General features: G+C 63.7%; 24 protein-coding genes and 2 tRNA genes. 12 read left to right on the forward strand and 14 right to left on the reverse strand.

Going from position 1 to position 26,897, the window contains the following annotated elements:
• Window positions 1-9: 9 nt before the first annotated feature.
• Together ACTIGF_RS13785 and ACTIGF_RS13790 are read right to left on the reverse strand one after the other, a co-directional pair.
• On the reverse strand, window positions 10-771 hold the full coding sequence (locus ACTIGF_RS13785; RefSeq protein WP_375549606.1) for a DUF3450 domain-containing protein: 762 nt from the start codon (window positions 769-771) through the stop codon (window positions 10-12).
• Between the two features lie 572 nt (window positions 772-1,343).
• Window positions 1,344-1,418 (reverse strand) — tRNA-Gln (locus ACTIGF_RS13790).
• A gap of 151 nt (window positions 1,419-1,569) precedes the next feature.
• Here ACTIGF_RS13790 and ACTIGF_RS13795 point away from each other — a divergent pair.
• A tRNA-Pro gene (locus ACTIGF_RS13795) sits at window positions 1,570-1,646 on the forward strand.
• Between the two features lie 207 nt (window positions 1,647-1,853).
• A complete protein-coding gene (locus ACTIGF_RS13800; protein ID WP_439637420.1) occupies window positions 1,854-3,644 on the forward strand; it encodes a S49 family peptidase in 1,791 nt (596 codons plus the stop codon).
• Here the strand turns inward: ACTIGF_RS13800 and ACTIGF_RS13805 are convergent.
• Both ACTIGF_RS13805 and ACTIGF_RS13810 read right to left on the reverse strand, forming a co-directional pair.
• On the reverse strand, window positions 3,641-5,038 hold the full coding sequence (locus tag ACTIGF_RS13805; RefSeq protein WP_439637421.1) for a DUF3667 domain-containing protein: 1,398 nt from the start codon (window positions 5,036-5,038) through the stop codon (window positions 3,641-3,643). The genes ACTIGF_RS13800 and ACTIGF_RS13805 overlap by 4 nt on opposite strands.
• Before the next feature lie 22 nt (window positions 5,039-5,060).
• Window positions 5,061-6,680, reverse strand: a complete 1,620-nt coding sequence (locus tag ACTIGF_RS13810; RefSeq protein WP_439637422.1) for a peptide ABC transporter substrate-binding protein — start codon at window positions 6,678-6,680, stop codon at window positions 5,061-5,063.
• 197 nt (window positions 6,681-6,877) lie between these two features.
• Between ACTIGF_RS13810 and ACTIGF_RS13815 the strand changes: the two genes are divergently transcribed.
• Window positions 6,878-7,498, forward strand: coding sequence for a hypothetical protein (locus ACTIGF_RS13815; protein ID WP_439637423.1), 621 nt, complete (start codon window positions 6,878-6,880; stop codon window positions 7,496-7,498).
• Window positions 7,499-7,525: 27 nt separating this feature from the next.
• Window positions 7,526-8,275 (forward strand): hypothetical protein, encoded by a 750-nt coding sequence (locus tag ACTIGF_RS13820; RefSeq protein WP_439637424.1) that lies wholly within the window; start codon window positions 7,526-7,528, stop codon window positions 8,273-8,275.
• A gap of 84 nt (window positions 8,276-8,359) precedes the next feature.
• Here the strand turns inward: ACTIGF_RS13820 and ACTIGF_RS13825 are convergent, their stop codons facing one another.
• Together ACTIGF_RS13825 and ACTIGF_RS13830 are read right to left on the reverse strand one after the other, a co-directional pair.
• Window positions 8,360-9,265, reverse strand: a complete 906-nt coding sequence (locus ACTIGF_RS13825) for an ABC transporter permease subunit (RefSeq protein ID WP_439637425.1) — start codon at window positions 9,263-9,265, stop codon at window positions 8,360-8,362.
• Window positions 9,265-10,197: an ABC transporter permease gene (locus ACTIGF_RS13830; protein WP_439637426.1), complete on the reverse strand. Its 933-nt coding sequence runs from the start codon at window positions 10,195-10,197 to the stop codon at window positions 9,265-9,267. Before ACTIGF_RS13830 ends, ACTIGF_RS13825 begins: the two co-directional genes overlap by 1 nt.
• Before the next feature lie 466 nt (window positions 10,198-10,663).
• On the opposite strand from ACTIGF_RS13830, the gene ACTIGF_RS13835 reads away from it, so the two are divergent.
• Both ACTIGF_RS13835 and ACTIGF_RS13840 read left to right on the forward strand, forming a co-directional pair.
• Complete coding sequence (locus ACTIGF_RS13835; RefSeq protein ID WP_439637427.1) at window positions 10,664-11,599, forward strand: hypothetical protein; 936 nt, start codon at window positions 10,664-10,666, stop codon at window positions 11,597-11,599.
• A complete protein-coding gene (locus ACTIGF_RS13840) occupies window positions 11,596-12,495 on the forward strand; it encodes an MBL fold metallo-hydrolase (RefSeq protein WP_439637428.1) in 900 nt (299 codons plus the stop codon). The genes ACTIGF_RS13835 and ACTIGF_RS13840 overlap by 4 nt, the downstream gene beginning before the upstream one ends.
• Window positions 12,496-12,507: 12 nt before the next feature.
• Here ACTIGF_RS13840 and ACTIGF_RS13845 read toward each other — a convergent pair whose 3' ends face one another.
• Together ACTIGF_RS13845 and pdxH are read right to left on the reverse strand one after the other, a co-directional pair.
• On the reverse strand, window positions 12,508-13,329 hold the full coding sequence (locus ACTIGF_RS13845) for a DUF1499 domain-containing protein (protein WP_439637429.1): 822 nt from the start codon (window positions 13,327-13,329) through the stop codon (window positions 12,508-12,510).
• Between the two features lie 62 nt (window positions 13,330-13,391).
• Window positions 13,392-14,060 carry a pyridoxamine 5'-phosphate oxidase gene (gene pdxH, locus ACTIGF_RS13850; RefSeq protein WP_439637430.1) on the reverse strand — a complete coding sequence of 223 codons (669 nt, stop codon included), beginning with the start codon at window positions 14,058-14,060 and terminating at the stop codon, window positions 13,392-13,394.
• 103 nt (window positions 14,061-14,163) lie between these two features.
• On the opposite strand from pdxH, the gene ACTIGF_RS13855 reads away from it, so the two are divergent.
• Together ACTIGF_RS13855 and aroC are read left to right on the forward strand one after the other, a co-directional pair.
• Window positions 14,164-14,748, forward strand: a complete 585-nt coding sequence (locus ACTIGF_RS13855) for a J domain-containing protein (RefSeq protein WP_439637431.1) — start codon at window positions 14,164-14,166, stop codon at window positions 14,746-14,748.
• A 62-nt stretch (window positions 14,749-14,810) separates the two neighbouring features.
• Window positions 14,811-15,899 carry a chorismate synthase gene (aroC, locus tag ACTIGF_RS13860; protein ID WP_439637432.1) on the forward strand — a complete coding sequence of 363 codons (1,089 nt, stop codon included), beginning with the start codon at window positions 14,811-14,813 and terminating at the stop codon, window positions 15,897-15,899.
• 2 nt (window positions 15,900-15,901) lie between these two features.
• Here the strand turns inward: aroC and ACTIGF_RS13865 are convergent, their stop codons facing one another.
• Window positions 15,902-17,173, reverse strand: coding sequence for a class I SAM-dependent RNA methyltransferase (locus ACTIGF_RS13865; RefSeq protein WP_439637433.1), 1,272 nt, complete (start codon window positions 17,171-17,173; stop codon window positions 15,902-15,904).
• A gap of 164 nt (window positions 17,174-17,337) precedes the next feature.
• On the opposite strand from ACTIGF_RS13865, the gene ACTIGF_RS13870 reads away from it, so the two are divergent.
• Window positions 17,338-18,492: a hypothetical protein gene (locus ACTIGF_RS13870; protein ID WP_439637434.1), complete on the forward strand. Its 1,155-nt coding sequence runs from the start codon at window positions 17,338-17,340 to the stop codon at window positions 18,490-18,492.
• 286 nt (window positions 18,493-18,778) lie between these two features.
• Window positions 18,779-19,612 (forward strand): hypothetical protein, encoded by an 834-nt coding sequence (locus ACTIGF_RS13875; protein ID WP_439637435.1) that lies wholly within the window; start codon window positions 18,779-18,781, stop codon window positions 19,610-19,612.
• Here the strand turns inward: ACTIGF_RS13875 and ACTIGF_RS13880 are convergent.
• Entirely contained in the window at window positions 19,606-20,343 is a 738-nt protein-coding gene (locus ACTIGF_RS13880) for a TlyA family RNA methyltransferase (protein WP_439637436.1), read from the reverse strand. The genes ACTIGF_RS13875 and ACTIGF_RS13880 overlap by 7 nt on opposite strands.
• Before the next feature lie 101 nt (window positions 20,344-20,444).
• On the opposite strand from ACTIGF_RS13880, the gene ACTIGF_RS13885 reads away from it, so the two are divergent.
• Together ACTIGF_RS13885 and ACTIGF_RS13890 are read left to right on the forward strand one after the other, a co-directional pair.
• Entirely contained in the window at window positions 20,445-21,032 is a 588-nt protein-coding gene (locus ACTIGF_RS13885) for a TetR/AcrR family transcriptional regulator (RefSeq protein WP_439637437.1), read from the forward strand.
• Window positions 21,033-21,094: 62 nt separating this feature from the next.
• A complete protein-coding gene (locus ACTIGF_RS13890; protein WP_439637438.1) occupies window positions 21,095-22,483 on the forward strand; it encodes a S41 family peptidase in 1,389 nt (462 codons plus the stop codon).
• On the opposite strand, the gene ACTIGF_RS13895 is transcribed toward ACTIGF_RS13890, so the two are convergent.
• The 4 genes from ACTIGF_RS13895 to ACTIGF_RS13910 all read right to left on the reverse strand — a co-directional run bounded on the left by ACTIGF_RS13895 (window position 22,480) and on the right by ACTIGF_RS13910 (window position 26,896).
• The gene (locus ACTIGF_RS13895; RefSeq protein ID WP_439637439.1) at window positions 22,480-23,604 is read right to left on the reverse strand and encodes an Acg family FMN-binding oxidoreductase; all 1,125 of its coding nucleotides are present in this window, start codon (window positions 23,602-23,604) and stop codon (window positions 22,480-22,482) included. The genes ACTIGF_RS13890 and ACTIGF_RS13895 overlap by 4 nt on opposite strands.
• Before the next feature lie 103 nt (window positions 23,605-23,707).
• Window positions 23,708-25,615, reverse strand: coding sequence for a 1-deoxy-D-xylulose-5-phosphate synthase (gene dxs, locus ACTIGF_RS13900; protein ID WP_439637440.1), 1,908 nt, complete (start codon window positions 25,613-25,615; stop codon window positions 23,708-23,710).
• A gap of 37 nt (window positions 25,616-25,652) precedes the next feature.
• Window positions 25,653-26,543: a polyprenyl synthetase family protein gene (locus tag ACTIGF_RS13905; protein WP_439637441.1), complete on the reverse strand. Its 891-nt coding sequence runs from the start codon at window positions 26,541-26,543 to the stop codon at window positions 25,653-25,655.
• Window positions 26,540-26,896: a tRNA-binding protein gene (locus ACTIGF_RS13910; RefSeq protein ID WP_439637442.1), complete on the reverse strand. Its 357-nt coding sequence runs from the start codon at window positions 26,894-26,896 to the stop codon at window positions 26,540-26,542. Before ACTIGF_RS13910 ends, ACTIGF_RS13905 begins: the two co-directional genes overlap by 4 nt.
• Window position 26,897: the final 1 nt, after the last annotated feature.

Below are 26,897 nucleotides of genomic sequence, written 5' to 3' on the forward strand. Positions count from 1 at the left end.
CGTCTCACATTAACCCGCGGTCGGGCCCGGCAGCGGGGCCTCGAACACTTCCGGGGTGGTCACTTCGTTCGCGATCCGGAAGGCGCGCTGAACATTGGACGACATGGACGACGGAACCGGACGCCAGGTCTGGTTGTCGTGAGTCATGATGGCCAGATCGCCGCCAATCTGACGGATCAGAGCCACACGGCCGATCTGCAGAATGTTGGCTTCCTGGGGAACGCCGTCGACCACGACTTCTTCCGAATAGGCGTTCAAGGAACGGCCATAGGAAGATTCAATCTCGAAAGCGTTCAGCAGCAGACGATATTTCTCCGCCGGAGAAACAGCCGCCTCGCCCAGAACTTCGCGGATATTGTCCAGACGCTGGGTGCGCTGGTCGATACGGAAGGGCATGTCGGACGCGATGAAGTCTTCCAGCGCGTTGAACATTTCCAGCATCATCGGCGCGAGATCGCGTTCGATGTTGCCCACGCGCTCGAGTTGGCTTTGCAGACCGGCCAGCTCGTTTTCCTGCGAGCGCAGGAACACGTTCTGCTGGGCGATGAAGACCCGCTGGGATTCGATCTGTTCGCGAACCGCCAGATATTCGCGCTCCGCGTTGTCGGCGGCGTCCGCCAGACGGTTGATCTGCTCTTGGGCCTGAGCGCCGTCCTGAGTGGACTGACGCGCCACTTCAAGCGCCCGGTCGAGCTGCGCATGCGCAGCGCCCGCAACGACGAGCGCGGCGGCGCTCGCCGCAAGCGTCGTGCGGATTCCTTTGAACGTCATGGACATATTTTGCCTCACAGTAGCCGGCGCGATCACAATGACTGCGCGCTCCGTTTCCCTCGCTTTATCGGTGCACCGATCGTCTCCGCGACGGTATCGGCCCCCCAAAAACACAAATACCGCGGCGCACCGCGCGATGACCCTTGATCGCCAAGGGCCAATAATAAGTAAACGAGACCGACATCAGCGATGTCGCCCTCACCTTGTAACGCGGCGTGGTCCGCCGTCTCTATAGTTTGGACGAACGCTAGCACCGGCTGAGTTGGCCGATCAACCGCTCAAACACGACACCTGCCGTATCCGACAGGTCCGGTCATGGGTTCTAACGCTCAAGCATCATCGTTTTACGACGACGCCAGACATTACCGCATCTTCAGAAATAGCCTGTGAATCAAGGGCGATTTAGCGTCCGCGCCGGGCGTCGGCGCCAAGTTGAAGACGCGTCTGAAAAGCTTTCGCCATTAACTGCAATTGATTGCGTCGCAGACGTTAAGAGCCCGCGCGTGGCGCCCAGGCCACGCCGATTCACGCCGAAATAGCGTGTTATACTTACATATCTGATATGAAAAGTATGGCTGGGGCGCCAGGATTCGAACCTGGGAATGGCGGTACCAAAAACCGCTGCCTTACCACTTGGCGACGCCCCAACCGGGTGACCACTTGGTCACGGGCCGCGGTAATTAGCCCGGCCCGACGCAGGATGCAACGCCCTGTGCTGCACTTTCGACAGCTGCATTCCAGCTGTGAAGATGTCATTGCCTTTTTCAGGCCCTTCGGTCTATAAGCCCGCCCTCGGTTCGGAGTATAGCTCAGCCTGGTAGAGCACTGTCTTCGGGAGGCAGGGGTCGCAGGTTCAAATCCTGCTACTCCGACCAGTTATTCCCGCCCCTGTTTACAGGACATGCGCGCCCTCCTTCAGGAAGGCGCGTTTTTGTTTGCCCCAGGCCCTGTTGAGTCGCTTCCACGCCACACTCTGGCGCGAACCGGCCACGCTCATACAACCAGATATCGACCTGCCCCTCGACGCCCCTTAAGACATTGTTAGGGTTCAAGGGGGTGCGCGGCGACGCCGTGCGAGGCATATGAAACAATTCTGGCTGACATTTTTCGGATCCATCGCCGGCGTGATCGCCGGTGCGATTCTGTGCGTGATCTTCGTGATCTTTCTGATCGGCGGCCTGATCGGCGCGGCTCTTGAGTCCGCAGCCCCGTCAGACGCCCCCGCCCTGCCCGGGCGCGCCATGGTGCTGGAGCTTGATCTCAGAACGCCGCGGCTGGACCAACCCTCCGCTTCTCCGTTCGCTTTCGCCGAACCGCTTTCCATCGTTGAGCTGTCCCAAGCGCTGGAACGCGCCCGCACGGATTCGCGCGTGGCCGCCGTTTTCGTACGGGCCAACACAGTCAGCCTGCCTGCAGCCCATGCGGAGCAGCTTCATACCTTGCTGGCGCGGGTGTCAGAGGCCGGCAAACCCGTCATCGCCCATGCCCAGGGGTTTGAGGGCGGATCGGTGCTGCCCTACTTCGCTGTTGGCGGCGCGGACGAGATCTGGATGCAGGACAGCGCCAGCTTCACCGCAGTGGGCCTGAGCGTTGAAACCCTGTTTCTGGGCGGACTGTTCGAACAGTTCGGCGTGCAGCCGCAATTCGTCCAGTTTCATGAATTCAAGAACGCCGCCGATACTCTGACCCAGACCGGCTATACCGAGGCCCACCGCGAAGCCACATTAAGCTGGCTGAATTCGATCCATGACACGGCGCTCGCCGCCATCGCCCGCTCACGCGGCGCTGACCCGGCGCGCTTGCGCGAGCTCGTCGAGGCAGGCCCCTATTCCGCTGAGCAGGCGCTCGACCTGGGCCTGGTGGACCGGTTGGGGCATGTGGCGGCCGCCCGCCAGAGCGTGCTGGATCGCGCCGGCCCCAATGCGCGGCTTGTCGACATCGCCCTCTATCACAGACAACCCGCCAGCCCGGCTCCGGCGCAAGCGCCCGTCATCGCCCTGGTTGAAGCGCAGGGCGGCATCGTCACCGGCGCATCGGACAGCGGCCTGGGCGGCCCGGTCATCGGCGGCGACACGCTCGCTGACGCCATCGACGCCGCCGCCAGCGACGCCGCCGTCCGCGCCATCATCTTGCGCATTGATTCGCCTGGCGGATCGGCGATCGCCTCCGACCAGATCTGGGATGCGGTGATGCGCGCGCGCCAGGCGGGCAAGCCTGTCATCGCCTCCATGGGGGCGACCGCAGCGTCGGGCGGCTATTACATCGCCGCCCCCGCAGACCGGATCATCGCCCAGGCCACGACCCTGACCGGCTCGATCGGCATGTATGGCGGCAAGCTGGTGGCTGACGAGGCCCTGAGCCGGCTGGGGCTCAATCTTGATCCGCTTTACGTGGGCGGCGAATTCACGCTGGCCCAATCGCCCGCCCAATCCTGGTCCGAGGCGCAAGCCGCCGATTACGCCCGGCTGGCCGAAGATGTGTATGAGGACTTCACCCTCAAAGTGTCTGAAGGCCGCGACATGCCGCTGGCGCGCATCCAGCAGATCGCCCGCGGCCGCGTCTGGACCGGCGCGCAGGCGCTGGAACTGGGACTGGTGGACGAGCTGGGCGGGTTTGACGCCGCCCTCACCTCTGCACGCGCGCTGGCCGGGCTGAGCGAGACCCAGCGCATCCGCCTGCAGCGTTTCCCCGCGCGGCCTGAGGGACTTGAAGCCTTGCAGGCGCTGTTCGGGGTCAGCCTGGACACGGTCCAAAGCGCGCAGGCGTTAAACCAGCTGCTGCAAAGTCCGCAGGCGCAGACGTTGTTGCGTGAACAGGCGCGGTTGCAGGCGCAGGGCGCAGAACTGACCGCGCCGACGGAGACGCCGCGCTAACCGACAATCGCGCCCAGCATGAAGACCGCGAACAGGCCCAGCATCAGCACAAAGCCGTAGAGGACTGAAAGCGTCATCGTCCGGACCGCGGACTGGAAGCGGCCGCGCTGATAGACCGTGCGATGCAGCTTGTAGAGATAGAGGTGGGAATACAGGATCATCGCCAGGGTGGCCCAGCCCGCCCCGATCAGCAGGCTCGCCTTGCTCAGGATCGCCATGGACAGAAACAGCGCCGCATGAAAATGCAGCGAGACGATCATGTGGTCATAGAGATAAAAGCCGCGCCGCCACACATAAACCAGGCCCAGCAGCAGGGCGTAGACCGGCACCATGGCGAACATGACCCGCGGGACCCAGTCCGCCGCCGATTCCAGCCAGTCGCCCGGATCATCCGCCACATGGGCGAAGCGCTCGCCCAGATAGCGGCGCACCTGCAGCGGCCAGATCGTTTGCGGCGCAGGCTCGCCGAAATCCTCAGGCGCGAAGAACTGCCGGATATTATTCCCCGAGACATTCCCCTGTAAGGGACCAAAGTCCGAGGTCTCGCCATCCGGCGTCGCTATAACTCCGGTTAGAAATGGATTGGCGACGCTTGTCTCGGCAACGGGCGTCTCCAGCTTGTCAGCGACGCCTGTCTCAGGCGCCTCGGCGATCGGCAAGCTGAAGTCTGCTGCGGCGACTTTTTCAGGATTGATCGCCGTCTCTGATCCCTGAAGCCTTTTCGGCCCCAGCGGCGTCAGATGAAAGACCGAGCCTGAATCCGTATCGGTGACCAGTCCCGAGCCCGAAGCGGCGTCGCGTCCCGTTGAGAAACCGGCGCGTTCTATTCCTCTCAAGGCGTTCTCGGCGTCACGCTCGGTCATCGTTCCGGCTTCAACCTGACGCTCGATTTCAAGCCGGGCCGCACTCAGATCGACATTGCCGGGATCATAATTGGCCCAGCCTTCCTGCATGTCGTTCGCCATGCCGCCCAGATTGCCGCTCAACGGCACCAGCAAGAAGAACAAAAGCGACGCGATGATATACAGGCGGAAGGGCGGCATGTACCGCATCCGCTTGCCTTTCAGGAAGGCGCGCGTGACGCGCCCCGGAAACAGCAACAGAGCCGGAAGGGTGCGGGCGACACGCCCGTCCAGCGCGAACAACCCTTCGATGATTTCTGAAAACAAGCCGTGGACCGGCCGGTGATATTCATCATCGACCTGCCCGCACATATGGCAGACCGGGCCTTCGAGCTTGGTCTCGCAATTGGCGCACACGCCCTCTGGCGTATCCGCGCGAAGAACCGCCGGGCGCGAAGGCTTGCGACGTGTTGATCCCCGGCCCGCGGCCACGCCCATCGCAATGGCGTGATCTGTGACGGCTTGCGCCGTGGGATCAAAGTTATCGCTCACCCTCGCCCCCGTCAGGTCTCGATCAGTCGGTCTCGGCCATGCACAGATAGCGCGTACGGTGAATGTGGGTGAGATTGTCTTCCCATCCGGTCACAGCCGGGTTCACCAGCGCTTTGTTCACATAATACACGAGGGGCATGTAAGGGCTGTCATCGAGCAGGATCTGCTCGGCGTCAGACAACAAATCACCGCGCTCTTCCGCATCCAGCGTCCGGTTGGCCTGTTCCACCAGCGCATCGTATTCGGGGTTGGACCAGCGCGAATAGTTCATCGGCACGGAATCGGTCTCGCCCAGGAACAGGAAGTTGTAGGCGTCATTGTAATCGCCGATCCAGCCGCCATCGCCGAGGCTGAAATCGCCCGCCCGCAAGTTGGCGTAATGGATCTGGGTTTCGATGCCGACGATTTCAGGCTGCACCCAGTCCGCGATCAGCGACCAATCCTGCTGGACCACCGGCGCCACGCGCGGGTTATCGCCCGTGGTGCGGTGCGAATACTCAAACCGCAGGGGGTTGTCGGGCCCGTATCCCGCCTCGGTCAGCAGCTCACGCGCCATTTCACGGCGCTCTTCCACTGACACGCCTTCCCAGGTGACGCGCGCATCGCTGGGATAGGCGTTCACGCCCGGCGGAACGAAGCTGTACGCCGGAATCTGGCCGGCGCGCAGAATGTCGGTGGCGATGAACTCACGGTCCACAGCCATGGAGAGCGCATTGCGCACGCGCGGATCGTCAAACGGCGCTTCGGTGGTGTTGAACGCGAAATAAACGATGCCGAGATAGGGATGCACGCGCACATAGTCGGGGATCTCGCGACGCAGGAAATCGAGATTCTGACCGGCGAAATCAACGTTCAGGTCCAGCTCGCCATTGCGCACGCGGCGCTCGGCGGCGGGATTGTCCACGGTGGGATAGTAGAACACTTCGTCCACGCAGACGTTTTCATTGTCCCAGAACAACTCGTTGCGTTCAGACAGGACGAAATCGTTCGCGCGCCAGTTCACCAGCTTGTAAGGGCCGTTCGTCACGATGTTCTGCGGCTGGACCCAGGCGTCGCCATACTGCTCCACCACGTGCTGGGGCACGGGGAAGGTGGTGTAGTGCGTCAGCAGGCCGGGCAGATACGGCGCGGGGAATTCCAGATCAATGCGCAAGGTTTGCGCGTCGATCGCGGTGACGCCCAGCTCTTCAGGCGGCAGCTCGCCCGCATTGACCTGGCGCGCATTGCGGATCGGGTAGAGCAGCGAGGCGTAGTTGGCCAGGGTCGCCGGATCCAGAATGCGGCGGAAGGCGAATTCGAAATCTTCCGCCGTCACCGGCTCGCCATCGCTCCACACCGCTTCGCGCAGGGTGAAGGTCCAGCTCATCCCGTCTTCGGTGACGCTCCAATCGGTCGCCATGCCCGGAATCGGTTCGGCCTCAGCGTTCTCGGTGAAAAGACCGATGAACATGTCGCCGATGATATTGTTTTCCCAGGTACCCGAGGCCTTGTGCGGATCAAGCGTCAGCGGCTCTGCGCCGTTGCCGCGATGCAAGACCACACCGTCACTATCGGCGCTGTCGCCGCCCCCTCCACACGCTGTCAACGCGAGCGCCGATGCGCCAGCCATGAGAAGAAGGCTCAGTCGTCGAGTGATGGTCATTATGATCAGGCTCCCCAGTGATCGGTTATCGCTTCTGCGTGCTACTTCTGGCGTCTCTCAGCATCATCTCTCATAAATGATGGTGAGCCTACCTACTTACCCGGATTATTCAGCGGGTGATGAAAGCGTTATGGTTGACGTGACCTTAATTTCCTAGGGAAATGGGTGAGAATTCAAGTAAAAACCGGACATATGACATGCAACTGAGATCCCTTGCCGCTGCAATAGCGATGCTGGGGGCGAGCGCGCCCTCCCTGGCGCAGGACGCGCAAAGCGAGCCTGACACGCTCAATCGCCTGCTCGCCTGCCGCTCCTTGAGCGACGACGCCGCCCGCCTGGCCTGTCAGGACGAACACCTGGCCGTTCTGGCCCAGGCCACCGAATCAGGACGGATCGTCGTCGTGGAGCGCCGGGCCCTGCGTGAAGTGGAGCGCGCGAGCTTCGGGTTGAACCTGCCGAGCGTCGGACGTCTGGGCGGCATCTTGCGCCGCAATGATACTGGCGAGGAGGCGGCGGCCGTCGCCGAAGTCGAGACGCTCGAGGACGGCTCCACCGCCACCTATGACGCCAGCGGGGCGCTCGAAAGCCTGGTCGGCGTTCCAGTGTCGGATGTGTCATTGCGCAATGGCATGCTGCGGGTGACGCTCGGCAATGGCCAGATCTGGGCTCAGACGGATTCCACGCGCTTGCCTCGCATTTCGAACCGCGCCCTGCGCGATGGCGTGACAGCCGATATCGAAACGGGTGTTCTGGGCGCGCACTTTCTGCGTCTGAGCAATCATCCCAGCCGCCGCTTCCGCGCTGAGCGCGTACAATAAGCCTGACTCAAAACTGGAGAACATTCGATGTTCATGCCCAAATCCAAAACCGTACTCGCCCATTTGGGCGTGTGCGCGTTCTTTATCGCTCCGGCGCTTGGCCAGACCACCAATGCCGAAGCCCCTCTGCGGGCCGTCGTGGAATGCCGGGCTCTGGAAGATAGCGCAGACCGCCTGGCCTGTTTTGACAGAACCTCGGCTGTTCTGGAAAGCAGTCTGGATACCGGTGCGGTTCTCGCCGTCACCCGCGAAGACATTGACACCGCGGAACGCGACACATTCGGACTGTCACTGCCCAATATCGGCGCGCTCGCCCGGTCGCTGACCTCGCCTGGACAGAATGAGGCGATGGCGGACCTGAGCCCGGACACGGCTGACACGGCCGTCACCGTAGCTGGCGCAGACGCTGCAGACACCACGGACGCCCAGGGCCAACAGACGGCTCAGGCTTCCACGCCGCCGCAAACGCGTGAAGAGGTGCTGGCGCAATCAGACACCCTCGCCGCCTCCCGGTCCGGCGTCGAGGTCCAGGAACGCGGACAGGACGGGCGCGCCATCAAAGTCGTCATGGAAATCGAGCGCTATCAGGAAGTCGGCTACCAGCAAGGCCGCTTTTACATGACAAACGGGCAGGTCTGGGAACAGACCCGAACCCAGAGCCACCGGATGCCGTCGCGCGGCGCGGCCTATGCGCACATTCGCCGCACATCGACCGGCATTCACCTGCTGCGCATCAATGATCGGGGCAATGCGATCCAGGTCCGGCGGACGCGTTAAACAGCGATCAGCCCGAACAGACCCCTGAAATGAAAGATGGCGCTGAACTCAGCGCCATCTTTTTTTGGGAGAGAATGACTGCGGCTAGCGATCCTTTGGATCGATTGCGTCACGCAAGCCGTCGCCAATGAAGTTGAAGCAGAACAGGGTCAGCATCATGGTCAGCGCCGGGAAGATCAGCGTCCAGGGCGCGATCTCCATGTCACGCGCGCCGTTGGAGATCAGATTGCCCAGCGAGGTCAGCGGCTCCTGCACCCCGAGGCCCAGGAAGCTGAGGAAGCTTTCCGCCAGGATCACCACGGGAATGGTCAGCGTCACATAGACCACCACCGGCCCCAGCACATTGGGCACGATATGGCGACGGATGATCGAGAGTTGCGACACGCCGGCGGCGTGGGCGGCCTCGACGAATTCCATGTTCTTCAGCGAGATCGTCTGACCGCGCACGATACGCGCCATGGTCAGCCATTCCACGGCCCCGATGGCGACGAAGATCAGGATGATGTTCCGACCGAACACCACCATCAAAATAATGACGAAGAAGATGAAGGGCAGCGAGTAGAGAACGTCCACGACCCGCATCATCAGCTGGTCGATCCGGCCGCCCAGAAAGCCTGCGACCGCGCCCCACATCACCCCGATGACGAGGGAGACGAAGGTCGCCACCACGCCCACCATCAAGGACATGCGCAAACCGACCAGAACCCGCGCGAACAGATCGCGCCCCTGCGCGTCGGTGCCGAAAATATGCAGATCGGTGAAGGTCGGCGCGATCTGCACCTTGTCGCGATAGATGAAGGTGCTGTCATGCACCCACAAGAGCGGGCCGATCAGCGCCAGGAAGATCAAAAGCCCCAGCACGACCAGGCTGGCCACGGCGGCCTTGTTGCGCAACAGGCGCGTGCGCGCATCATCCCAGAGCGAGCGACCCTTGACGGCGCTCTGCTCCATGAGCTCGGCTTTTTCTTGCGGCGTGGAGGTGAGAACCATCAGTCGAACTTCACTTTTGGATTGAGCACGGCGTAAAGCAGATCCGCGACCAGATTGAGCGCGATGATCAGGCCGGCGTAAAGGATCACCACGCCCATCACGACGGTATAGTCGCGCTGGAGCGCCGCAAACACAAACTGGCGTCCGACGCCCGGCAGGGAAAAGACCTGCTCGATCACGATGGAGCCCGTCAGCAGAGCGGCGGTGGCCGGCCCCAGATAGCTGACCAGCGGCAGGATCGCGGCGCGCAGGGCGTGGCGGCTGATCACGGCGAACGGGCTCAGCCCCTTGGCGCGCGCGGTGCGGATGAAGTTGGAGCGGATCACCTCGATCATGCTCGCCCGCATCAGGCGCGAGATGATGGCGATCTGCGGCAGCGCCAGGGTGATCACCGGCAGGATCATGCGCTCGACGGTCATGCCGTGTCGCGGATCAAGCCCGCCCGACGGCAGCCAGCCCAGATAGATCCCGATCACCAGCGCCAATATAGGCCCCACCACAAAGGGCGGGATGACGATCCCTACTGTGGCGAACCCGACCACCCCGTAATCGACCGCTGTATTTTGCCTGAGCGCGGCGATGGATCCCAATATCGTCCCGATGAACACCGCCAGCCCCATGGACAACAGGCCGACCGTGGCGGACACCGGAAAGCCTTCGGCGATGATCTGGGAGACGGTCTTGTCGCGGAACTTCAACGACGGGCCGAGATCGAAGTGCGCCAGATCGACCAGATAGTCGAGATATTGCTTGGGCACCGGCTGATCCATGCCATAGCTCGCCAGCAGGTTCTGGCGGGTCTGTTCGGGCATGGGGCGTTCCAGATCGAACGGGCCGCCCGGCGCGAAACGCATCATGAAGAACGCCAGCGTGATGATCACCAGCAAAGTGGGGATCGCGACGAGTATGCGGCGGGCGATATAACCGATCATGGGGCGCTTTTTGACATCTGGATGAAGTCCGCTTTGTGAGGGTTACGCAGTATCGGATCAAGGACGACCCGCAGTGAGCCCCAAATTGGACGCAAAATCAACAAGTTCTAAGTGCGTTGGCTCAAAATCGGTCAGTCTTTGTCCGGACTTTGAGCACGTTCAGCGTGCATCTCTGAAGAGATATCCACAACCGCATGAACCGGAGCTGAGCGCGGTATTACCGTGGACGGCGGCGTTTGCGCATCCCCCAGTCCCGCCTTGAGACACCCGATCAGCACAACCGCCATCAGCAGGAGCCTCACTCGCCGGCTTAGAAAAATGCTGGCTGCGTTCAGTCGTGTCATGACGCTTCCCTTGCTGGCGCACACGAAGCTGTGAAGCAAAAAGCGCGCCGCTGTGATCGAGCGTGAATTGCGCCAGACCAAGGGGCAGGTATCGTGTAACCGTATCAAAGATGGGCAGAGCAATGACGACGACCGCGTGGTGGCGCGATTTCCAGCTTGAGGGCAATGTGGTGCAGGTTCGCAAGACCGGCGCCCGCATCCCCATTGATTTGGGGATCGTGACCGAAACCTTGTCCTGGCTGGGCTATCATGCGCGTATCGAACTGGAACGGCGCCGCATCCGCCAGGACGGCCCGCGCATCTGGTTCACGCCCGATCGACCGCGGCCCTGGTATCTGATCTGGCCGGTGGTTCAGCTGTCTGGACTGCGAATCGCGGATCAGCCCGAAGACGCCGACCTGCAGTTCCATTTTGAAGACCTCACAACGGTCACGCCGGCCCGCCAGAGCAGCCGTCTGCACATCAACGCCGCCTGCGCCGACACCTCCAAATCCGAAGTCGCACGCGTCTTTGAACAGGTCAGCGGCCGGGCGCTCGCGGTCCATCCGGAGAGCTGGACCGGCGAGATGGTCGCCAAGTCCGAGCTGAACGGCGCCCATGACGGCCGAATTCTGACCGGCCCGGTCAAGCCTGACGCCGGAATCGCCTATCAGCGCCTGATTGATAACTGCGCCGATGACGGCTGTGTCGAGGATTTGCGTTGCCCCACGGTGAATGGCGAACTCAGCGTGGTGTTCTTAAAGCGACGCCCGCTCGGCGACCGCTTCGCCAATCACAACAGCGAAGTGCGTTTGCTCGATCCCGATACCGTATTCACACCCCAGGAACGCGCGCTGATCCGCAATTTCTGCCGCGCCATGGCGCTCGACTGGGGCGGGCTGGACGTGCTGCGCGACCGCCGGACGGGCGAGATCTGGATCGTTGATGTGAACAAGACCGATATGGGGCCGCCGATCGCGCTTGCCCTGAAAGACCAAATGACCGCGACCCGCAAACTGGCCCACGCCTTGCGCGCCTATGTGGACGCCCGCCTGACCCCAGTGGAGACTTCGTTATGAGCGCCATCCCTTTCGTTCGAGAGTTCGACTTTGACTATGGGCGCTGCGATCAGATGAGCCCGCGCATCCGCCGGGTGATCGCGCCCAATCCGGGCAATTTCACCTTCACAGGCACCGGCGTCTTCATCATCGGCACGGGCGAAGTGGCGGTGCTGGACCCCGGCCCCGCCATGCCCGAGCATGAAGCGGCGCTCGACGCGGCGCTCGACGGCGAACGGGTCAGCCATGTCTTCGTCACCCATCACCATCTCGACCACTCCCCCCTCGCCCATACGCTGGCGAAGAAACACGGCTGCAAGGTCTATGGCCGCATGCCGCGCGTCACCGAGCCCGAAGGCGGCGAGGTTCGCATGGAAGCAGGCGATGATCTGGGCTTCCAGCCCGATGTCCAGATTGAGGACGGCGCCGTGTTTGAGGGACCGGACTGGACGCTGACCGCGCTCCACACGCCCGGCCACACGTCCAACCATGTGTGCTATGCGCTTAAAGAGGAGAACGCCCTGTTCTCCGGCGATCATGTGATGGGCTGGTCCACCTCGGTGGTCAGCCCGCCGGACGGGTCGATGAGCGATTATCTGACGCAGCTCAAACGCGTTCAGGCGCTAAACTTTGAAACGATCTGGCCCACCCACGGCCCCCAGATCACCGAGCCCCAGCCCTTTCTGGACGCCTATATCGCCCATCGTGAAAACCGCGAGGCGCAAGTGCTGGCCCAGCTTCAGAACGGTCAGGACACGATCAAGGCGATGGTCGCGGTCATGTATGCCGATGTGGACAAGCGCCTGCACCCGGCCGCCGCGCATTCCGTGCTGGCGCACATGATCCATCTGGTGGAGCAAGGCAAGGCGGTGTGCGAGGGCGCGCCCGGGCTCGACACCCGCTACACTCTCGCCTGAGAAGGCTGACGCTTAGGCGCCCTCGCCCAGCGAGGCGCGCAAGCGCTCTTCAAAACGGCTGAGGCGCGCTGCATTGGCGCCCAGATCAGACACGCCGACCCGGCTGACCGAGCGTGCGTCAATGCGCGAACCGCCCTCGTCCAGGGCGGTCACGCGGACCACCACATCATCCTTGAAGCCGTACCAGAAAGTGGTGTCGGTCGCCTCGAACAGGCCTGCGCTTTCAGACTCCGTCCCGATTTTCCAGCCCAGATCGCGGGCGGTGTTGAGCGCCGCCTGATAGGCGAGCTCTGCCTCGACGCCGACGATGATCGGCTGGATGTCGGGATAGGCCTCGGCCTGAACCTCCGGCAGCGGACGTTCGGAGCGCGGATCAATCTTGGAGGCGTAATCCACCGAATTGGCGTCCGGTCCACGCCGGTCGATCAGGGCCGCAGAGAATTGCGGCGGGTTCTGGGTGTCCGTGCTGATATCGTGGATGGGGGGGATCTGGCCGGCCATTTCACGCACCGACGCCGCATAGCCCAATCCGCCCGCGCCGACGGCGATCGCCAGCACCGCCGCGACCCAGCCGCCCGCCCCCGGAGCGTTGGCTTTGCCGAACGCGATACGATAGGCGATCAGCAGGATCAGGCTGATCACGCCCGCGCCGAGCGCGGCAAACAAAAGCTTCGGCCCCCAGCCGAACGTCATCTGAAGCAGGCCAAACGAGTAATCCCAGAGGCCGAACCGGGTCCCGAGACCCGCCGCGGCGAACCAGAGCGGAGTCGTAATCGCCAGCGCCGCCGTGAGGCCGATCACAATATGCCGGAGTGTGCGGAATGCCGAAATCATGACCAAGCCCCAATCGCCCAGAGAAAAACGCCCGGCCAGTGTAAGCCGGGTGCGTTGCAGTTTTAAGGATAGAGTCGGCTCACCGACCAGCTTTCGCTCGCCTGTGTCCGTTCGAACACCATCCGGTCGTGCAGTCGGAAAGCCCGATCGCGCCAGAACTCGATGCGATGGGGCTCAAGCCGGAAACCCGTCCAGTTTTCTGGGCGAGGTATATCACCGATATTGAATTTGGCGGCGTATTTCGCCACAGCCTTTTCCAGCGCGAACCGGCTTTCCAGCTTGTGCGATTGTTTGGACGCCCAGGCGCCGATGCGGCTGTCGCGAGCGCGCGAGTTGAAATAGGCGTCCGCCTCTTCAGCACTGACCTGACTGATCGGCCCGCGCACGCGCACCTGCCGACGCAGGCTTTTCCAGTGAAAACACATCGCCGCGTTCGGGTTGGCCCCAAGCTGCAAGCCCTTGATGCTGTCGGTGTTGGTGTAAAAGACGAAGCCGCGCGCATCGAACCCTTTCAAGAGCACCATGCGCACGTCCGGCGCGCCGTCCGCATCCGCCGTGGCCAGCGCAACGGCATTGGGGTCGTTGGGCTCTTTCTTCTTCGCATCTTCAAGCCAGTGCTCGAACAGAGCAAAGGGATCCTCACGCGCGAAGATGTCTTCGGGCGGGTTGGCTTCGGACTTTTCATAGTCTTGCTGGCTGGGGCTGGGCGGAATGACGGACTTGTCGCTCATAAGACGTCTCCTGACGGCCCCGACGGGCATTAAGCCTACTCACCTAGTCAGCTTGGCGGGCAGGTCAACGATTCGACAATAAAACCCCTGTAATATGACCAGCATGAGCGAGCCGCATGAAGCGATAGTCAAGGCGTACAAGGTTTTTGGCCTTGATGGCGACGAGGATTTCTCCGTCGTCCGTGACCGCTTTCGCGCGCTGATCAAGGATGTTCACCCCGATACGGCCGAAGGCGGCGACCCCCAGACCGTCGCCAAACTCCAGCGCATGCTCAAGGCCTATGAGGTCCTGCGCCGCTTTGCGCCGCGCCGCCATGACATCACCATCACGCCGGAAGAAGCGCGCAAGGGCGGCATTCGCACCATCAAGATCCAGGACCGCGAAGCGATGATCCGGATTCCGGTTCATGTGAAGAACGGCACGGTCGTGGTGCCCATCGGCGATCCCCTCTGGCGGGTTCACATCAAGGTTCAGGATGTGATGGTCAACGCCGACCTCAACCAGCAGGGCGAGGCCGAACTCAAGCGCCTGGCGGCGATGAAGCAAAAGTTCGACGACACCAAGGTCGAAGAAGACGCCGAAACGCACACCAATCTGCTGAAAGCCTTCTGCGATCGCTTCGTCAAAGCCTCCCCCGCCGCCCGGTTCGCCAAATGGGTGCGCGGCGGCGGCAGCAACGCCGCGTGACGCCAGCTTAAAGCGCGCCTAGAGTGCTGCGCTTGTAACGGTTTCTGCCTGGCGTCTGCATCATGTCTCACAATTCCTTCGGTCATCTGTTCCGCTTCACGACCTGGGGCGAAAGCCACGGCCTTGCGCTCGGCTGCGTCATTGACGGCTGCCCGGCGGGGATCAAGCTGACCGCAGACGACATTCAGCCCTGGCTGGACCTTCGAAAGCCCGGCACCTCGCGCCATGTGACCCAGCGCCGTGAAGCTGATGAAGTGAGAATCCTCTCAGGCGTCTTCGAGGACGACCGTACGGACGGTCAGGTGACGACCGGCGCGCCGATATCGCTGATGATCGAAAACACCGATCAGCGCTCAAAGGATTATTCCGACATTCGCGACAAATGGCGGCCCGGCCACGCCGATTACACCTATGACACCAAATACGGCGTGCGCGATTATCGCGGCGGCGGGCGCTCCTCGGCGCGCGAAACCGCCGCCCGCGTCGCCGCCGGCGCGGTGGCCCGCAAGGTTCTGGGCGATGACATCAATATCCGCGCCGCCCTGGTCCAGATCGGCGCGCGCAAGATCGACCGGTCGCGCTGGGACTGGGATCAGGTGCGCGAGAACGATTTCTTCTGCCCCGACGCCGAAACCGCTAAACTCTGGGAATCCGACATGGACCAGATCCGCAAGGATGGCAGCTCGGTCGGCGCGCTGATTGAAGTAGTGTGCTCGAACGTCCCCGCAGGCTGGGGCGCACCGGTCTATGGCAAGCTTGATGCGGATATGGCGAGCGCGATGATGTCGATCAACGCGGCGAAAGCCGTCGAGATCGGGTCAGGCCTTGAGGCCGCCGCCCAGCGCGGCGAGGACGCGGCTGATCAGATGCGACTGGGACCGGACGGCCAGCCGGAATTTCTGAGCAATAATAATGGCGGGGTTCTGGGCGGCATCTCCACCGGACAGGATGTGGTGGTGCGCGTGGCGATCAAGCCCACCTCCTCGATCCGCATTCCGCGCCAGACGCTGACCAAGGACCTTCAGGAGACCGAAGTGGTCACCAAGGGCCGCCACGACCCGTGCGTGGGCATTCGCGGCGTGCCGGTAGCCGAAGCCATGGCCGCCCTGGTGCTCGCCGATCACAAGCTGCGCGCGGCGGCGTATAGGTAGGCTTACCGCCGCCGGAACACCGCAACCGACTCCACATGGCCGGTCCATTTGAACTGGTCGACCGGGGTGACGGGCCCCATCTTGTAGCCGCCCTCGATCAGGATCGCCGCATCGCGGGCGAAGGTGGCGGGGTTGCAGCTGATCGAGACGATCACCGGGACCATGCTGTCTGACAGACGCTCGGCCTGGGCCTTGGCGCCCGCACGCGGCGGATCCATGACCACCAGCGAATAGCCTTCAAGTTCTTTGGGAGTGATCGGCTCCAGCGCCAGATCGCGCACCCGCGCATCCACGGGCTTAAGCCCCGGCGTGCGCTGGGCGGCGCGCTGCAGGGCGCGCAGCAGGCCGCTATCACCCTCAACCGCCAGCACCGGCATGGTCCGCGCCAGACGCAGGGCGAAGGCGCCGGCGCCGGCGAACAGGTCCGCCGCCTTGAACGGGCCTTTGCCGTCCAGGCTTTGAACCGCTTCATCCACAAGCCCCGCCAAGACCGCCTCTCCCTCGGCGGTGGCTTGCAGGAAGCCGCCTGGGGATGGCGTGACCTTGGTGTCGCCAAACTTGACGACCGGCGCCGCAAACTCGATCAGCGGATCATCGCCAATGGTGACGCGGGTCCAGTTAAACTTGCCCGCAAGCTCCGCCCCGGCTTCACGCAGCGCCAGGCTGATCTCCTTGACGCCATGCACCGAGATGTCGAGGCCGGGCTGGCAATCCAGCGCGTGGATGTCGATGCGGCCCTTTTTGGGCGTCGCCACTTCGGCGAGCTTGCGCAGGCCGGGGATGGAGGCGCGCAGACCGGGCGTCGCCACGGGGCAATCCGTAATGTCGGCGATCTTGTCGCCCGCTCGTTCGGCGAAGCCGACCACCAGCTTGGCGCCGAACCGTTGCGCATGCAGCGTCAGACGGCGGCGGCCTTCGCCATGGGCGTCCACCAGCGACCGCACCTCGGCCTGAACGTCGGCTTTATGGAGCGCATCCACCACAAGATGGCGTTTCCAGCTGCGATAGGCGCTCTCCTCAAAGTGTTGCAAGGAGCACCCGCCGCAACGTTCAGCCACCGGACAGAAGGGCTCGACCCGATCCGGGCTGTGCGTCAGGCGTTCGAGCACGCGTCCGCGCTGGCCCTGGACCTCAACTTTCGCCGCCTCGCCGGGCAGCAATCCGGGCGTGAAGACGGGGCCGTCCATGACGGCGTCTCCGCGCGCGCCGAGGCTCTCCGCGATCAGGGTTTCAACATGGACGGGTTTGGGGGCAGTGGTGCGACGTCTGTTCATAGCCTTGCCAATGCCGGGCGCAGGCTGCGCGGTCAAGCGCGCAGAGCAAGTCAAGCGCCCGCCCCTTTTCTGACAATGCTGTTCATGTCCCGCTCAGCTTGGATTTTTTAAGGTTTGTTCACCAATCGGGGAAACCCGCCGCCGCACAGGAAAGGGCCCAGCTCATGCGCCTGAAAACCCTCGCCGCTTCATGCCTGTTGTCGACCGCCATCGTGGCGCCGGGCCTGCTTCTCGCGCCCTCCGCCTATGCCGCGGACGCCGTTGTCACCAGTTTTGAGCAAGAACGCCAGGAACGCCGAGAGGCGCGCCAGGAACGCCGCCGCGAAGCGCGCGGCGATCAAGACCGTGAACGCCGCCGTGAAGGCCGCGGTGATCGGGGTGAGCGCCGTGAAGGCGCCCGCGGCGGTCGCGGCGGCAATCGCGAAGAAGGCCGTCAGGAACGCCGCCGGGAAGCCCGGGGCGACCAGCGGCGCGGCGAACGCCGTGAGGCTCGACGTGAGAATCGCCGTGAAGACCGTCGGGACGCCCGCCGCGAGGATCGCCGAGAGCATCGCCGCGACGCCCGTCGGGAAGACCGTCGGGAACACCGTCGCGAGGCGCGGCGTGAGGACCGCCGGGAACACCGCCGCGAAGTCCGGCGCGAAATCCGTCAGGACGCCCGCCGTGACGCCCGTCGCGAATACCGCCGGGATGTACGCCGTGAGGCGCGCCGGGAGTATCGCCGGGACGTGCGCCGCGATGCGCGCCGTGATTATCGTCGCGACCAGCGCCGCTATTACAATCATGACCGCCGGGGCCATAACCGCTACAGCCCGCCGCCGCGCCGGGTCGTGCACTATTCGGTCAATCACCGCCCGTCCTATGGCCGCAACTGGCGCTATCATGACCGGTATCGCCATTATAACAGCCACCAGTTCTATTATACTGACCAGTTCTGCCGCACCGACGGCGACGCCCTGATCGCGGGCGCCCTGATCGGCGCGCTGTTCGGCGGCGCATTGGGTGACGGCGATGGCGGCGCCTATCTGGCGGGCGGCCTGATCGGGGCGGGGCTTGGCGCATCGCTCAATGATTGCGACCGCGGCCAGTATCGCTATGGCCTGCATTCCGCCTTCACCACCGACCAGCCCTATTACTGGGCCAACCCGTATTCGGGCGTGCGCGGCGTGGTCCGCGCGGGCGATTACCACAATTGGGGTCCGCGTCAGTGCCGCTGGGGGGATGCCGAAATCTTCCTGCCCAACGGACAGGTCTCCTATGACCGCGTCCGCATGTGCCAGGATAGCTATGGCCGGTGGGAGGTGGCGCGCCGCCAGTAACCGCGCTTATAATTTCGTGTTCAGGCGCACACTCTCTCGCGCCTGAACGCTGTTTCGACCGGTCGCTCTAACCGGGTCGGAACGCCTGGATCCTGTGGGGACGGGATCCGGGGACAGGAACGGGCCCGCCATGGCTTTGTGGCGGGCCCGTTTTGTCATTCGGCGCCAGTTTTTCCCTTCAGAAACAATAAACCATGCCCGTTCATCTAGCGCTCATGGCGGAGCGTGTAGGGTGTTTTCAACGAAATAAACCGGCGCTGCGGCGTCTGACCTGGAGGGTTTCCTCATGATCCGTTCGCGTTTTGCAGTCTCCGCCCTGACGGGCGCCGCCCTGCTTCTGCCGCTGGCCGCTACCGGCGCCCAGGCGCAGACCTATCGCAACAACTCAGCCGCCTCCGCCCCGCAAAGCTATGAGGCCTGCGTGGCGTCCCAGCGCAACCGCCAGGTGGCGGGCGCGGTGATCGGCGGCGTTCTGGGCGCGGTGATCGGCGCAGAAGTGCATGATGACCGCCAGGACCGGGACCGCGAACGCAATTATCGCGGCCGTGACCGTCATCGCGATTATTATGGTCGCGGATATCGTCGCGGCGACCGCTATGACCGCGGACGCGGCTACAAGGAAGAGGGCAATGATGGCGCGGTTCTGGCCGGCGCCGGTCTGGGCGCCCTCGCCGGCGCAGCCATTTCGGGCCGCTCCAATGGCTGCGAGCATCTGCGCAACGCCGGCTATAGCGGCGGCTATGATCAGGGCGGGTACGCCTATCCCGATCAAGGCTACCAGAATGGCGGCTATCAGAATAACGGGTATCAGGGCGGCTATGACCAGGGTTACGATCAGGGCTATGACCAGCGCACCTATCGCAGCTCCTCCGCGTCGCAAGGCGAGCTTCTGGGCGGGGAAAGCTATGGCTATGACGAGCCGGCCCAGCCCTATCTCGACCAGCCCTACCAGCCGCAATCCCAGCCTGCCCCTCAGGCGCGCAGCTATACCGCCAGCTCCGGCGCTCAACCCAATGCTCAACCGGGCGGCGCCTGCCGCAATATGGGCTCAAGCAATGGTTCGGTGACGTGGATGTGCCAGGGCGCGGACGGCGTCTGGCGCCCGGCTTCGACCTACTGATCCAAGACGGTCTTGCGACCGTAGAACAGATATTCGCAGTTCCCGTCCCCTCCCCGGATAGGACTGTCAGTCTCCCGCTCGACCGGGACACTCGCCCGCGCAAAAAATGCGCGGGCGTTTTCTTTGGCGCGATCCACCGCTTCGTCGTCCTTGACCACGCCGCCCTTGCCCACATGCTTGGGGCCGACCTCGAACTGGGGTTTGAACAGCGCGATCAACGCCGCCCCCGGCGCCGCCAGCTCCAGCGGACGGGCGAGCACTTTCTCAAGGCTGATGAAGCTGGCGTCGCAGACGACGAGATCCGGCGCGACGCCGCCGATCGAATCGAGCGTCAGGGTGCGCGCGTCGGTCGCTTCAAGGCTCAGCACGCGGGGATCGCCTTTCAGCGCCGCATCCAGCTGGTCGCGGCCCACATCCACCGCGATGACCCTCTGGGCGCCGCGCTCGAGTAAAACCTGGGTGAAACCGCCCGTGCTGGCGCCCACATCCAGACAGACCCGGCCCGCCGGGTCGACGCCGAACACATCCAGCCCTTCCACCAGTTTCAGCGCCGCGCGGCTGACATAGGGGTGCGCGGCCTCGGCCTGCACCTCGGCGCCCTCAGGCACGCTCTGGGAGGCTTTGCGCAAGGCTTCGCCATTGACGATCACCTTGCCCGCCGCAATCGCAGCCTGCGCCTTGGCGCGGGTGTCGAAATACCCGTGCTCAACAAGATATTTGTCTGCGCGCATGAAACCCTCGTGATCAGGGCGCTGGTTGTATCCAAGTGCGGCGCAAAACCCAAATCAACAGGCTGGGTGACCGCAGTCATGTTTTGCGGCATATCTCCGCCATGACCGGATTACGAGACACAAAGAAAGCCCAGGTGCGTCAGGCGCTCTATGACGCCGCCCTGACCCAGTTCCGCCAAGCAGGCTATGAAGACGCGTCCGTCTACGCCATCTGCAAGGCGGCGGGCGTGGCCAAGGGCACCTTCTTCAACCACTTCCCCACCAAGGCGCATGTGCTGGCCGCCTGGTATGAAGACGCGATGCAGAACGCCGACCTCAAATCGGGGTCCGGCCAGGACCAGCCGCTGCTTCAGTCCTTTCTGATCATGGCGCAAAACGCTGTGACCTTCGCCCGGTCCGAACCCGTGCTCTGGCGCGCCAAGCATGCCTACGCGCCGCAGTCAGACGACATCCAGCGCAGTGAGCGTGAGATCGACCTTCGGGTCCAGACCCAGGCCAGCACCCTGATCAAAGCCGCCCAAGCGCGGGGAGAGATCCGCTCCGGGATTGATGCCGAAGCCCTGTCCGCCCTCTATGTCTCTGCCCTGACAGGCGTGATCCGCCAATGGTTGAACACTGGTGAGAGCTTTGACCTTGGGGCCGCGCTGGACGAGCGTATCCGCACCCTTCTGTCGCTGGCGGCCGCCTGATCGCTTGACAAAGGACGACGACCGCCTCAAAAGCTGACCGCGGTCATTTTTTTGAGGCTCCCATGATGTTTCTTTTGATCAGTCTTGCTGTCGCGCTTCTGAGCAGCGCCCAGAGCGCTCACCCCATCTTTGCGGAAGACGGAGCGCTTGATGGCCGCGCGGAGGGCGTCTGGCACAGCCGGGAAAAGGGCTGGATCCTCGACATCAACGCGACCGGGATCACCCGCTGGCAGGACACCCCAGCAGGCTGTTACGCCAGCCCGGCGCCCGATGAGAGCACGCCGATGATGGGTCAGGTGGAATACCAGCTGTTCCGTCCGTCGCGCGACGGTCAGTCCATCCGCCTCAATTACCTGCCGGGCGACGCCTCGGCTTCTTTTGAGCGGCTGGACGCCCTGCCTCAGTCTTGCGGCTCGGAAGACCTGGCCACGGAAACCGCAATCTTTGATGTTTTCACCAGCGTGATGGCCCGGCATTACAGCTTCTTTGATGCGCGCGGCGTGGACTGGGATGCACAAATCGCGGCGGCTCACCCTCATGTGCAGGACGGCATGGGCGAAGCGGCCCTGTGGGATGTGCTGGCGGACCTTCTGGAGCCGCTTCAGGACTCCCACACCAAGCTGATCGGGATGGTGGACGGTGAACCGCGCCGCGCCCAGGCGGGGCTTGGGACAACCCTGCCGATGATCCGGCACGGCATGGGCGAAGGCGACTGGCTGAATGGTCTTGTCGACCAGCTCTTCAACGAGGTCCTCGACCCCGGCGCCGCGCTGATCGCCGACCGGGTGATCGTGGGCGAGATCACGCCCGAAAGCGGCGCGCCCATCGGCTACATCCAGATCTTCACCATGGGCGGCTTCACCAATAACCACACGCCGGGAAGCCTGGAATGGTCACAGGCCGAGCTGGCCGCGCTCTCTGACATTCTTGATGACGCCCTCACCCGGTTTGCAGATCATCAGACGGTCATTCTGGACCTGTCCAATAATCGCGGCGGCTATGACGCCGTCACCCGCGCCATTGCGGCCCGCTTCACTGATGAGGCCTTCCTGGGCTATCGCGTCAGCGTGCCCGGCGCGCCGGAAGCGACGGAAGACTATGAGATCACGCCCCATGACGGCGTGCGCTTTACGGGCCCGCTCTATGTGATGACCAGCGATGTGACGGTGTCAGGCGGCGAGATCACCACCATGATGCTGCGTCAGCTGCCCAATGTGATTCATGTGGGCGGGACCACGCGCGGCGCGTTCTCCACCCCGCTCGCCAAACCCCTGCCCAATGGCTGGTATCTGGAGCTGTCCAACGAAGTGTTCGAGGACGGCTCAGGCGCCGTGTTTGAAGGCCGCGGCCTTCCGCCCGCCATCATGGTCGATATCTACCCCGAAGCCGCGCCCGTCGCAGGCCATAGAGCCGCGATCGAGCATGTGGTCGGGTTGATCGAGGCGAACTAGGCCGGCTCGATCACCGCCTCGACCGAACGCCGCAGCGAGCGCGGCGCCGCCGGGCCTCTGCCGACGCGCAGCAGCAAGTTGGGACGCCGCCCCGGCGCGCCCATCAGGGTGGCCAGTTCAGGGCGCAGCGACACCACTTCCACGGGCTGGTTGAGATAGGCGGTCTTGAGCCCCAGCACCGTGGCTTCCAGTTGCAGGCGCTGAGCTGCGCGCCCGGCCTCCATCCAGCCGCGCGGCGAGTTCTCCTCCGCCATCAGGGCGATCAAACCGCCGCTGCTCTCGATCTGGCGGGCGATCTTGGCGTTCTCGGCGTCTGCGGTGAACACCAGCCCAAACAGGCGCCGCCCCAGCCAGCCCGGCAATTGCGGATTGCCCGAGGACGGCGCGAACAAGCCATCGCGCAAACGCGCCGCTTCCGCCTCGTTAAAGCGGATCCAGTCGCGCAACTCCCTCACAAAGGCAGGGTCTGCGATCTGGGCGCTATTGCCTTGGATGATCAGCTCAGAAAGCCGCGTCTTGTCCGCGGCGCTGTCAAAAACGGTCGCGGACACCTGACGGCCTTCCTCAACCGCTGCGATCAACCGGGCGCGCTCCTCCGCGCTCAGCGCCGAGCCGTCATACTCCAGCCGCGTGCACTGGCGCTGCGGGATGGCGTCAAACCGGGGCGAGGCTTCAGCTGCGCCGGAGGCCAACGCCACAGACAGCGTCTCGCCCGCCATGTCGACTTCGCCTCCCAGACCCGATGCGCGCGCAGCAAGGCTGAGATTTTCCGCCGCGCAGCCCAGCGAGGCGAACAGGTGATGATCATCAGGGTCCACGACCGGCGTACGGCGTGAAAAATCCGGCGACAGCTCGATCACAGGATCAGACACCGTAAAGCGCCAAGGCTGGGTGTTGTGCCCGCTCGCCGCCTGGCTGGCGTATCGCACCAGCTGCTGGTGCGAGCGAGGGAAAGGCGCCGTGACGGGCTCCGCCGGGGCGCTCAGGGCTTCAGCAAGCGCGCCATAGCCCTCATCGCCGGACGAACAGGCGGTCGTTGCGCCGCCCAGCACCAATGCGCCCGCTGCAAAGCTCTGCCGACGCGTGATCGTGTGAGTTGAGCCTGAAAGACCGGTCCGCATGCAACCACCCTCCCGTCTTCACAGGCAAAGGGTCGATCATCATGGCAGGTCGCGTCAACGCAAAAGCCAGGCGCTGCGACGCTATGGCCCGGCCGGAAAGACCTCAGGCCAAAGCCGCCGCGGCGTCGGCCTGACGGCCCAGCGCGTCGAGGACTTTCGCGGTGACGTGCTTGGCGTTCAGCCCCGCCGTCTCATACATGGCGTAGGGGCTGTCCTGATCCTGGAACACGTCGGGCAAGGTCATGGTGCGGATTTTCAGCCCCGCATCGAGCGCGCCGTCTTCGGCCAGGAACTGGAGCACAAACGCGCCAAAGCCGCCCATGGCGCCTTCTTCGATGGTGATCAGAACTTCGTGCTCACGCGCCAGCTCACGGATCAGGTCATGATCGAGCGGCTTGGCGAAGCGGGCGTCCGCCACGGTTGGGTTGAGGCCATAGGCCGCGAGCTCGTCCGCGCTTTTCAGCACTTCGCCAAGGCGCGCGCCAAAGGACAGGATGGCGACGCCAGCGCCTTCGCGCACAATGCGGCCCTTGCCGATCTCAAGCGGGATCAGCTCTTTGGGAATTTCAACGCCCAGGCCCTCGCCGCGCGGATAGCGGAAGGCGCTCGGGCGGTCGTCGATTTCATTGGCGGTCGCGACCATGCGCGCGAGCTCCGCCTCGTCAGCGGCGGCCATCACCACCATGCCCGGCAGCGCGCCCATATACCCCACATCAAACGAGCCGGCATGGGTGGCGCCGTCCGCGCCCACAAGCCCGGCCCGGTCGATGGCGAAGCGCACGGGCAGCGACTGGATCGCCACATCATGGACCACCTGGTCATAGCCGCGCTGCAGGAAGGTCGAATAGATCGCGGCGTACGGCTTGAGCCCTTCGGCTGCGAGGCCCGCCGCAAACGTGACGGCGTGCTGCTCGGCGATGCCGACATCAAAGGCCCGGTCAGGATAGCGCGCCGCGAACTTGTCGACGCCCGTGCCGCCCGGCATGGCGCCGGTGACCGCGCAAATCTTGTCGTCGGATTCCGCCAGCTGGATCAGCGCATCGGCGAAGACGCCGGTATAGCTGGGCGAGACCGCCTTTTTCTTTTGCTGCTCGCCGGTGATCACATTGAACTTGGCGACGCCGTGATACTTGTCGTCGGCGGCCTCGGCGGGGGCGTAGCCTTTGCCTTTCTGGGTCACCGCATGGATCAGGATGGGGCCTTCGCCCGCATCGCGCACATTGCGCAGCACGGCGACCAGCTGGTCCATGTCATGGCCGTCGATCGGGCCCACATAGCGAAAGCCCATTTCCTCAAACAGGGTGCCGCCCATGGCCATTCCGCGCAGATATTCCTCGGCCCGACGCGCATGCTCCTTCACGCCCAGCGCTTCAGCGACGCCTTTGCCCAGCTTGCGGATGGAGTTGTAGCTTTTCGAGCTGACCTGGCGCGCGAAATAATGGCTCATGGCGCCCACGGGCGGGGCGATGGACATGTCATTGTCATTGAGGATGACGATGAGGTCCTTTTTCATGTCGCCGGCATTGTTCATGGCCTCATAGGCCATGCCCGCAGACATGGAGCCGTCGCCGATCACCGCGACGACCTTGCGGCCCTCTTCATGCTTGAGGTCGCGCCCCACCGCAAAGCCCAGACCCGCCGAGATGGAGGTCGAGGCGTGCGCGGCGCCGAACGGATCGTATTCGCTTTCAGAGCGCTTGGTGAAACCCGACAGCCCGCCGCCCTGACGCAGGGTGCGGATGCGGTCGCGGCGTCCGGTCAGGATTTTGTGCGGATAGCATTGATGGCCCACATCCCAGATCAGGATGTCGCTGGGCGTATCAAAGACATGGTGCAGGGCGACCGTCATCTCGACCACGCCGAGCCCCGCGCCCAGATGCCCGCCGGTCACCGAAACGGCGTCGATGGTCTCCGCCCGCAATTCGTCCGCCACGGCTTTCAGAAAGTCGAGGTTGCGGTTTTTCAGATCGTCAGGAGAGGTGATCTGGTCGAGATGCGGAGTGTCGGGCATGCGCCGTGTCCTTGGTTCTTATCTTATCATCTAGGCTTCAGGACTGCCGCGCCAAAACAAAATCCATCAGCTCACGCAGCGTGTCGGCGTCCGGACCGAATGGATCGAGATGGGCCTTGGCCTGATCGGCCAGCCGCGCCGCCCGGTCACGGGCGTCAGCGACACCCAATATAGAGACAAAATTGGCTTTTCCTTGACCGGCGTCCTTGCCGGTGCGTTTTCCCGTCAGGCTTTCATCCCCTTCCGCGTCCAGAAGGTCGTCGACGATCTGGTAACATAATCCCAGGTCATGCGCGAAGCCTTCTAGCGCAAGCCGGTGCGCACGGTCCGCATGACCGATCAAGCCGCCCGCCTCGGCGCAAAAGCTGATCAGCGCGCCCGTCTTCATGCGCTGGCAGCGAGTGATGATCCCGATATCGGTTTGCTCGCCCGCCTCGACCGCCATGTCGATCATCTGACCGCCCACCATGCCGCGCGGCCCGGCGGCTTTCGCCAGCCGCATCACCAGCTCGGCGCGTACAGCGGCATGCTCATGGGTTTCAGGATCGGCCAGCAGCTCATAGGCTTGGCTTTGCAGCGCATCGCCGGCCAGCACGGCGGTCGCCTCGTCATACTCGCGATGCACCGTCGGACGGCCCCGGCGCAGATCATCGTCATCCATGCACGGCAGATCATCATGGATCAGCGAATAGGCGTGCACGCATTCCACCGCGCAGGCCGCGCGCAGCAAGGCGCGCTCATCGCCGCCCACCAGATTGCCCGCCTCGATCAGCAAGAAGGGACGCAAGCGCTTGCCCGGCCCCAAAGCCGCATAGCGCATGGCCGAAATGACGCGTTGTTCAGGCCCGTCCGGACGCGCCAGCAGCGCATCAAGCGCCACGGTCACCCGGTCGGCGGTCTCGGTGAGATGGTCGAGAAAGGCGCTCATGACACCCGCGCTCCGTTCGGCGCGTCTCCGTCTGCATTCAAAAGCAGGATGGATCCGTCCGCATCAGTCACGCCCAGCACCAGCACTTCAGAGCGGACCGGACCGATCTGGCGCGGCGGGAAGTTCACCACCCCGAGCACCCGTCGGCCCACCAGCGTCTCGGGCGTATAGTGATCGGTGATCTGGGCGGAGCTTTTGCGCTCGCCGATCTCCGGGCCGAAATCGACCCACAGCTTGATCGCGGGCTTGCGCGCTTCGGGAAACGGCTCGGCGCGCACGATCGTGCCCAGGCGGATATCCGTCCTGAAAAAGTCTTCGGGCGCGATTTCGGGCTGGGCGGGGCCTGCGCTCATG

Origin of the sequence: Oceanicaulis sp. (assembly GCF_051859625.1) — a bacterium.
Taxonomy (GTDB): domain Bacteria; phylum Pseudomonadota; class Alphaproteobacteria; order Caulobacterales; family Maricaulaceae; genus Oceanicaulis.

Excerpts from the sequence above, each read along its gene's own strand:
- ACTIGF_RS13885 (WP_439637437.1), top strand. The coding sequence starts at position 20,445 with ATGACCGGATTACGAGACACAAAGAAAGCCCAGGTGCGTCAGGCGCTC.
- ACTIGF_RS13820 (WP_439637424.1), top strand. The coding sequence starts at position 7,526 with ATGTTCATGCCCAAATCCAAAACCGTACTCGCCCATTTGGGCGTGTGC.
- ACTIGF_RS13890 (WP_439637438.1), top strand. The coding sequence starts at position 21,095 with ATGATGTTTCTTTTGATCAGTCTTGCTGTCGCGCTTCTGAGCAGCGCC.
- ACTIGF_RS13865 (WP_439637433.1), bottom strand. The coding sequence starts at position 17,173 with ATGAACAGACGTCGCACCACTGCCCCCAAACCCGTCCATGTTGAAACC.
- ACTIGF_RS13810 (WP_439637422.1), bottom strand. The coding sequence starts at position 6,680 with ATGACCATCACTCGACGACTGAGCCTTCTTCTCATGGCTGGCGCATCG.
- aroC (WP_439637432.1), top strand. The coding sequence starts at position 14,811 with ATGTCTCACAATTCCTTCGGTCATCTGTTCCGCTTCACGACCTGGGGC.
- ACTIGF_RS13830 (WP_439637426.1), bottom strand. The coding sequence starts at position 10,197 with ATGATCGGTTATATCGCCCGCCGCATACTCGTCGCGATCCCCACTTTG.
- ACTIGF_RS13800 (WP_439637420.1), top strand. The coding sequence starts at position 1,854 with ATGAAACAATTCTGGCTGACATTTTTCGGATCCATCGCCGGCGTGATC.
- ACTIGF_RS13910 (WP_439637442.1), bottom strand. The coding sequence starts at position 26,896 with ATGAGCGCAGGCCCCGCCCAGCCCGAAATCGCGCCCGAAGACTTTTTC.
- ACTIGF_RS13905 (WP_439637441.1), bottom strand. The coding sequence starts at position 26,543 with ATGAGCGCCTTTCTCGACCATCTCACCGAGACCGCCGACCGGGTGACC.
- ACTIGF_RS13785 (WP_375549606.1), bottom strand. The coding sequence starts at position 771 with ATGACGTTCAAAGGAATCCGCACGACGCTTGCGGCGAGCGCCGCCGCG.
- ACTIGF_RS13840 (WP_439637428.1), top strand. The coding sequence starts at position 11,596 with ATGAGCGCCATCCCTTTCGTTCGAGAGTTCGACTTTGACTATGGGCGC.
- ACTIGF_RS13855 (WP_439637431.1), top strand. The coding sequence starts at position 14,164 with ATGAGCGAGCCGCATGAAGCGATAGTCAAGGCGTACAAGGTTTTTGGC.
- ACTIGF_RS13895 (WP_439637439.1), bottom strand. The coding sequence starts at position 23,604 with ATGCGGACCGGTCTTTCAGGCTCAACTCACACGATCACGCGTCGGCAG.
- ACTIGF_RS13825 (WP_439637425.1), bottom strand. The coding sequence starts at position 9,265 with ATGGTTCTCACCTCCACGCCGCAAGAAAAAGCCGAGCTCATGGAGCAG.
- dxs (WP_439637440.1), bottom strand. The coding sequence starts at position 25,615 with ATGCCCGACACTCCGCATCTCGACCAGATCACCTCTCCTGACGATCTG.
- ACTIGF_RS13870 (WP_439637434.1), top strand. The coding sequence starts at position 17,338 with ATGCGCCTGAAAACCCTCGCCGCTTCATGCCTGTTGTCGACCGCCATC.
- ACTIGF_RS13835 (WP_439637427.1), top strand. The coding sequence starts at position 10,664 with ATGACGACGACCGCGTGGTGGCGCGATTTCCAGCTTGAGGGCAATGTG.
- ACTIGF_RS13815 (WP_439637423.1), top strand. The coding sequence starts at position 6,878 with ATGCAACTGAGATCCCTTGCCGCTGCAATAGCGATGCTGGGGGCGAGC.
- ACTIGF_RS13875 (WP_439637435.1), top strand. The coding sequence starts at position 18,779 with ATGATCCGTTCGCGTTTTGCAGTCTCCGCCCTGACGGGCGCCGCCCTG.
- pdxH (WP_439637430.1), bottom strand. The coding sequence starts at position 14,060 with ATGAGCGACAAGTCCGTCATTCCGCCCAGCCCCAGCCAGCAAGACTAT.
- ACTIGF_RS13880 (WP_439637436.1), bottom strand. The coding sequence starts at position 20,343 with ATGCGCGCAGACAAATATCTTGTTGAGCACGGGTATTTCGACACCCGC.
- ACTIGF_RS13845 (WP_439637429.1), bottom strand. The coding sequence starts at position 13,329 with ATGATTTCGGCATTCCGCACACTCCGGCATATTGTGATCGGCCTCACG.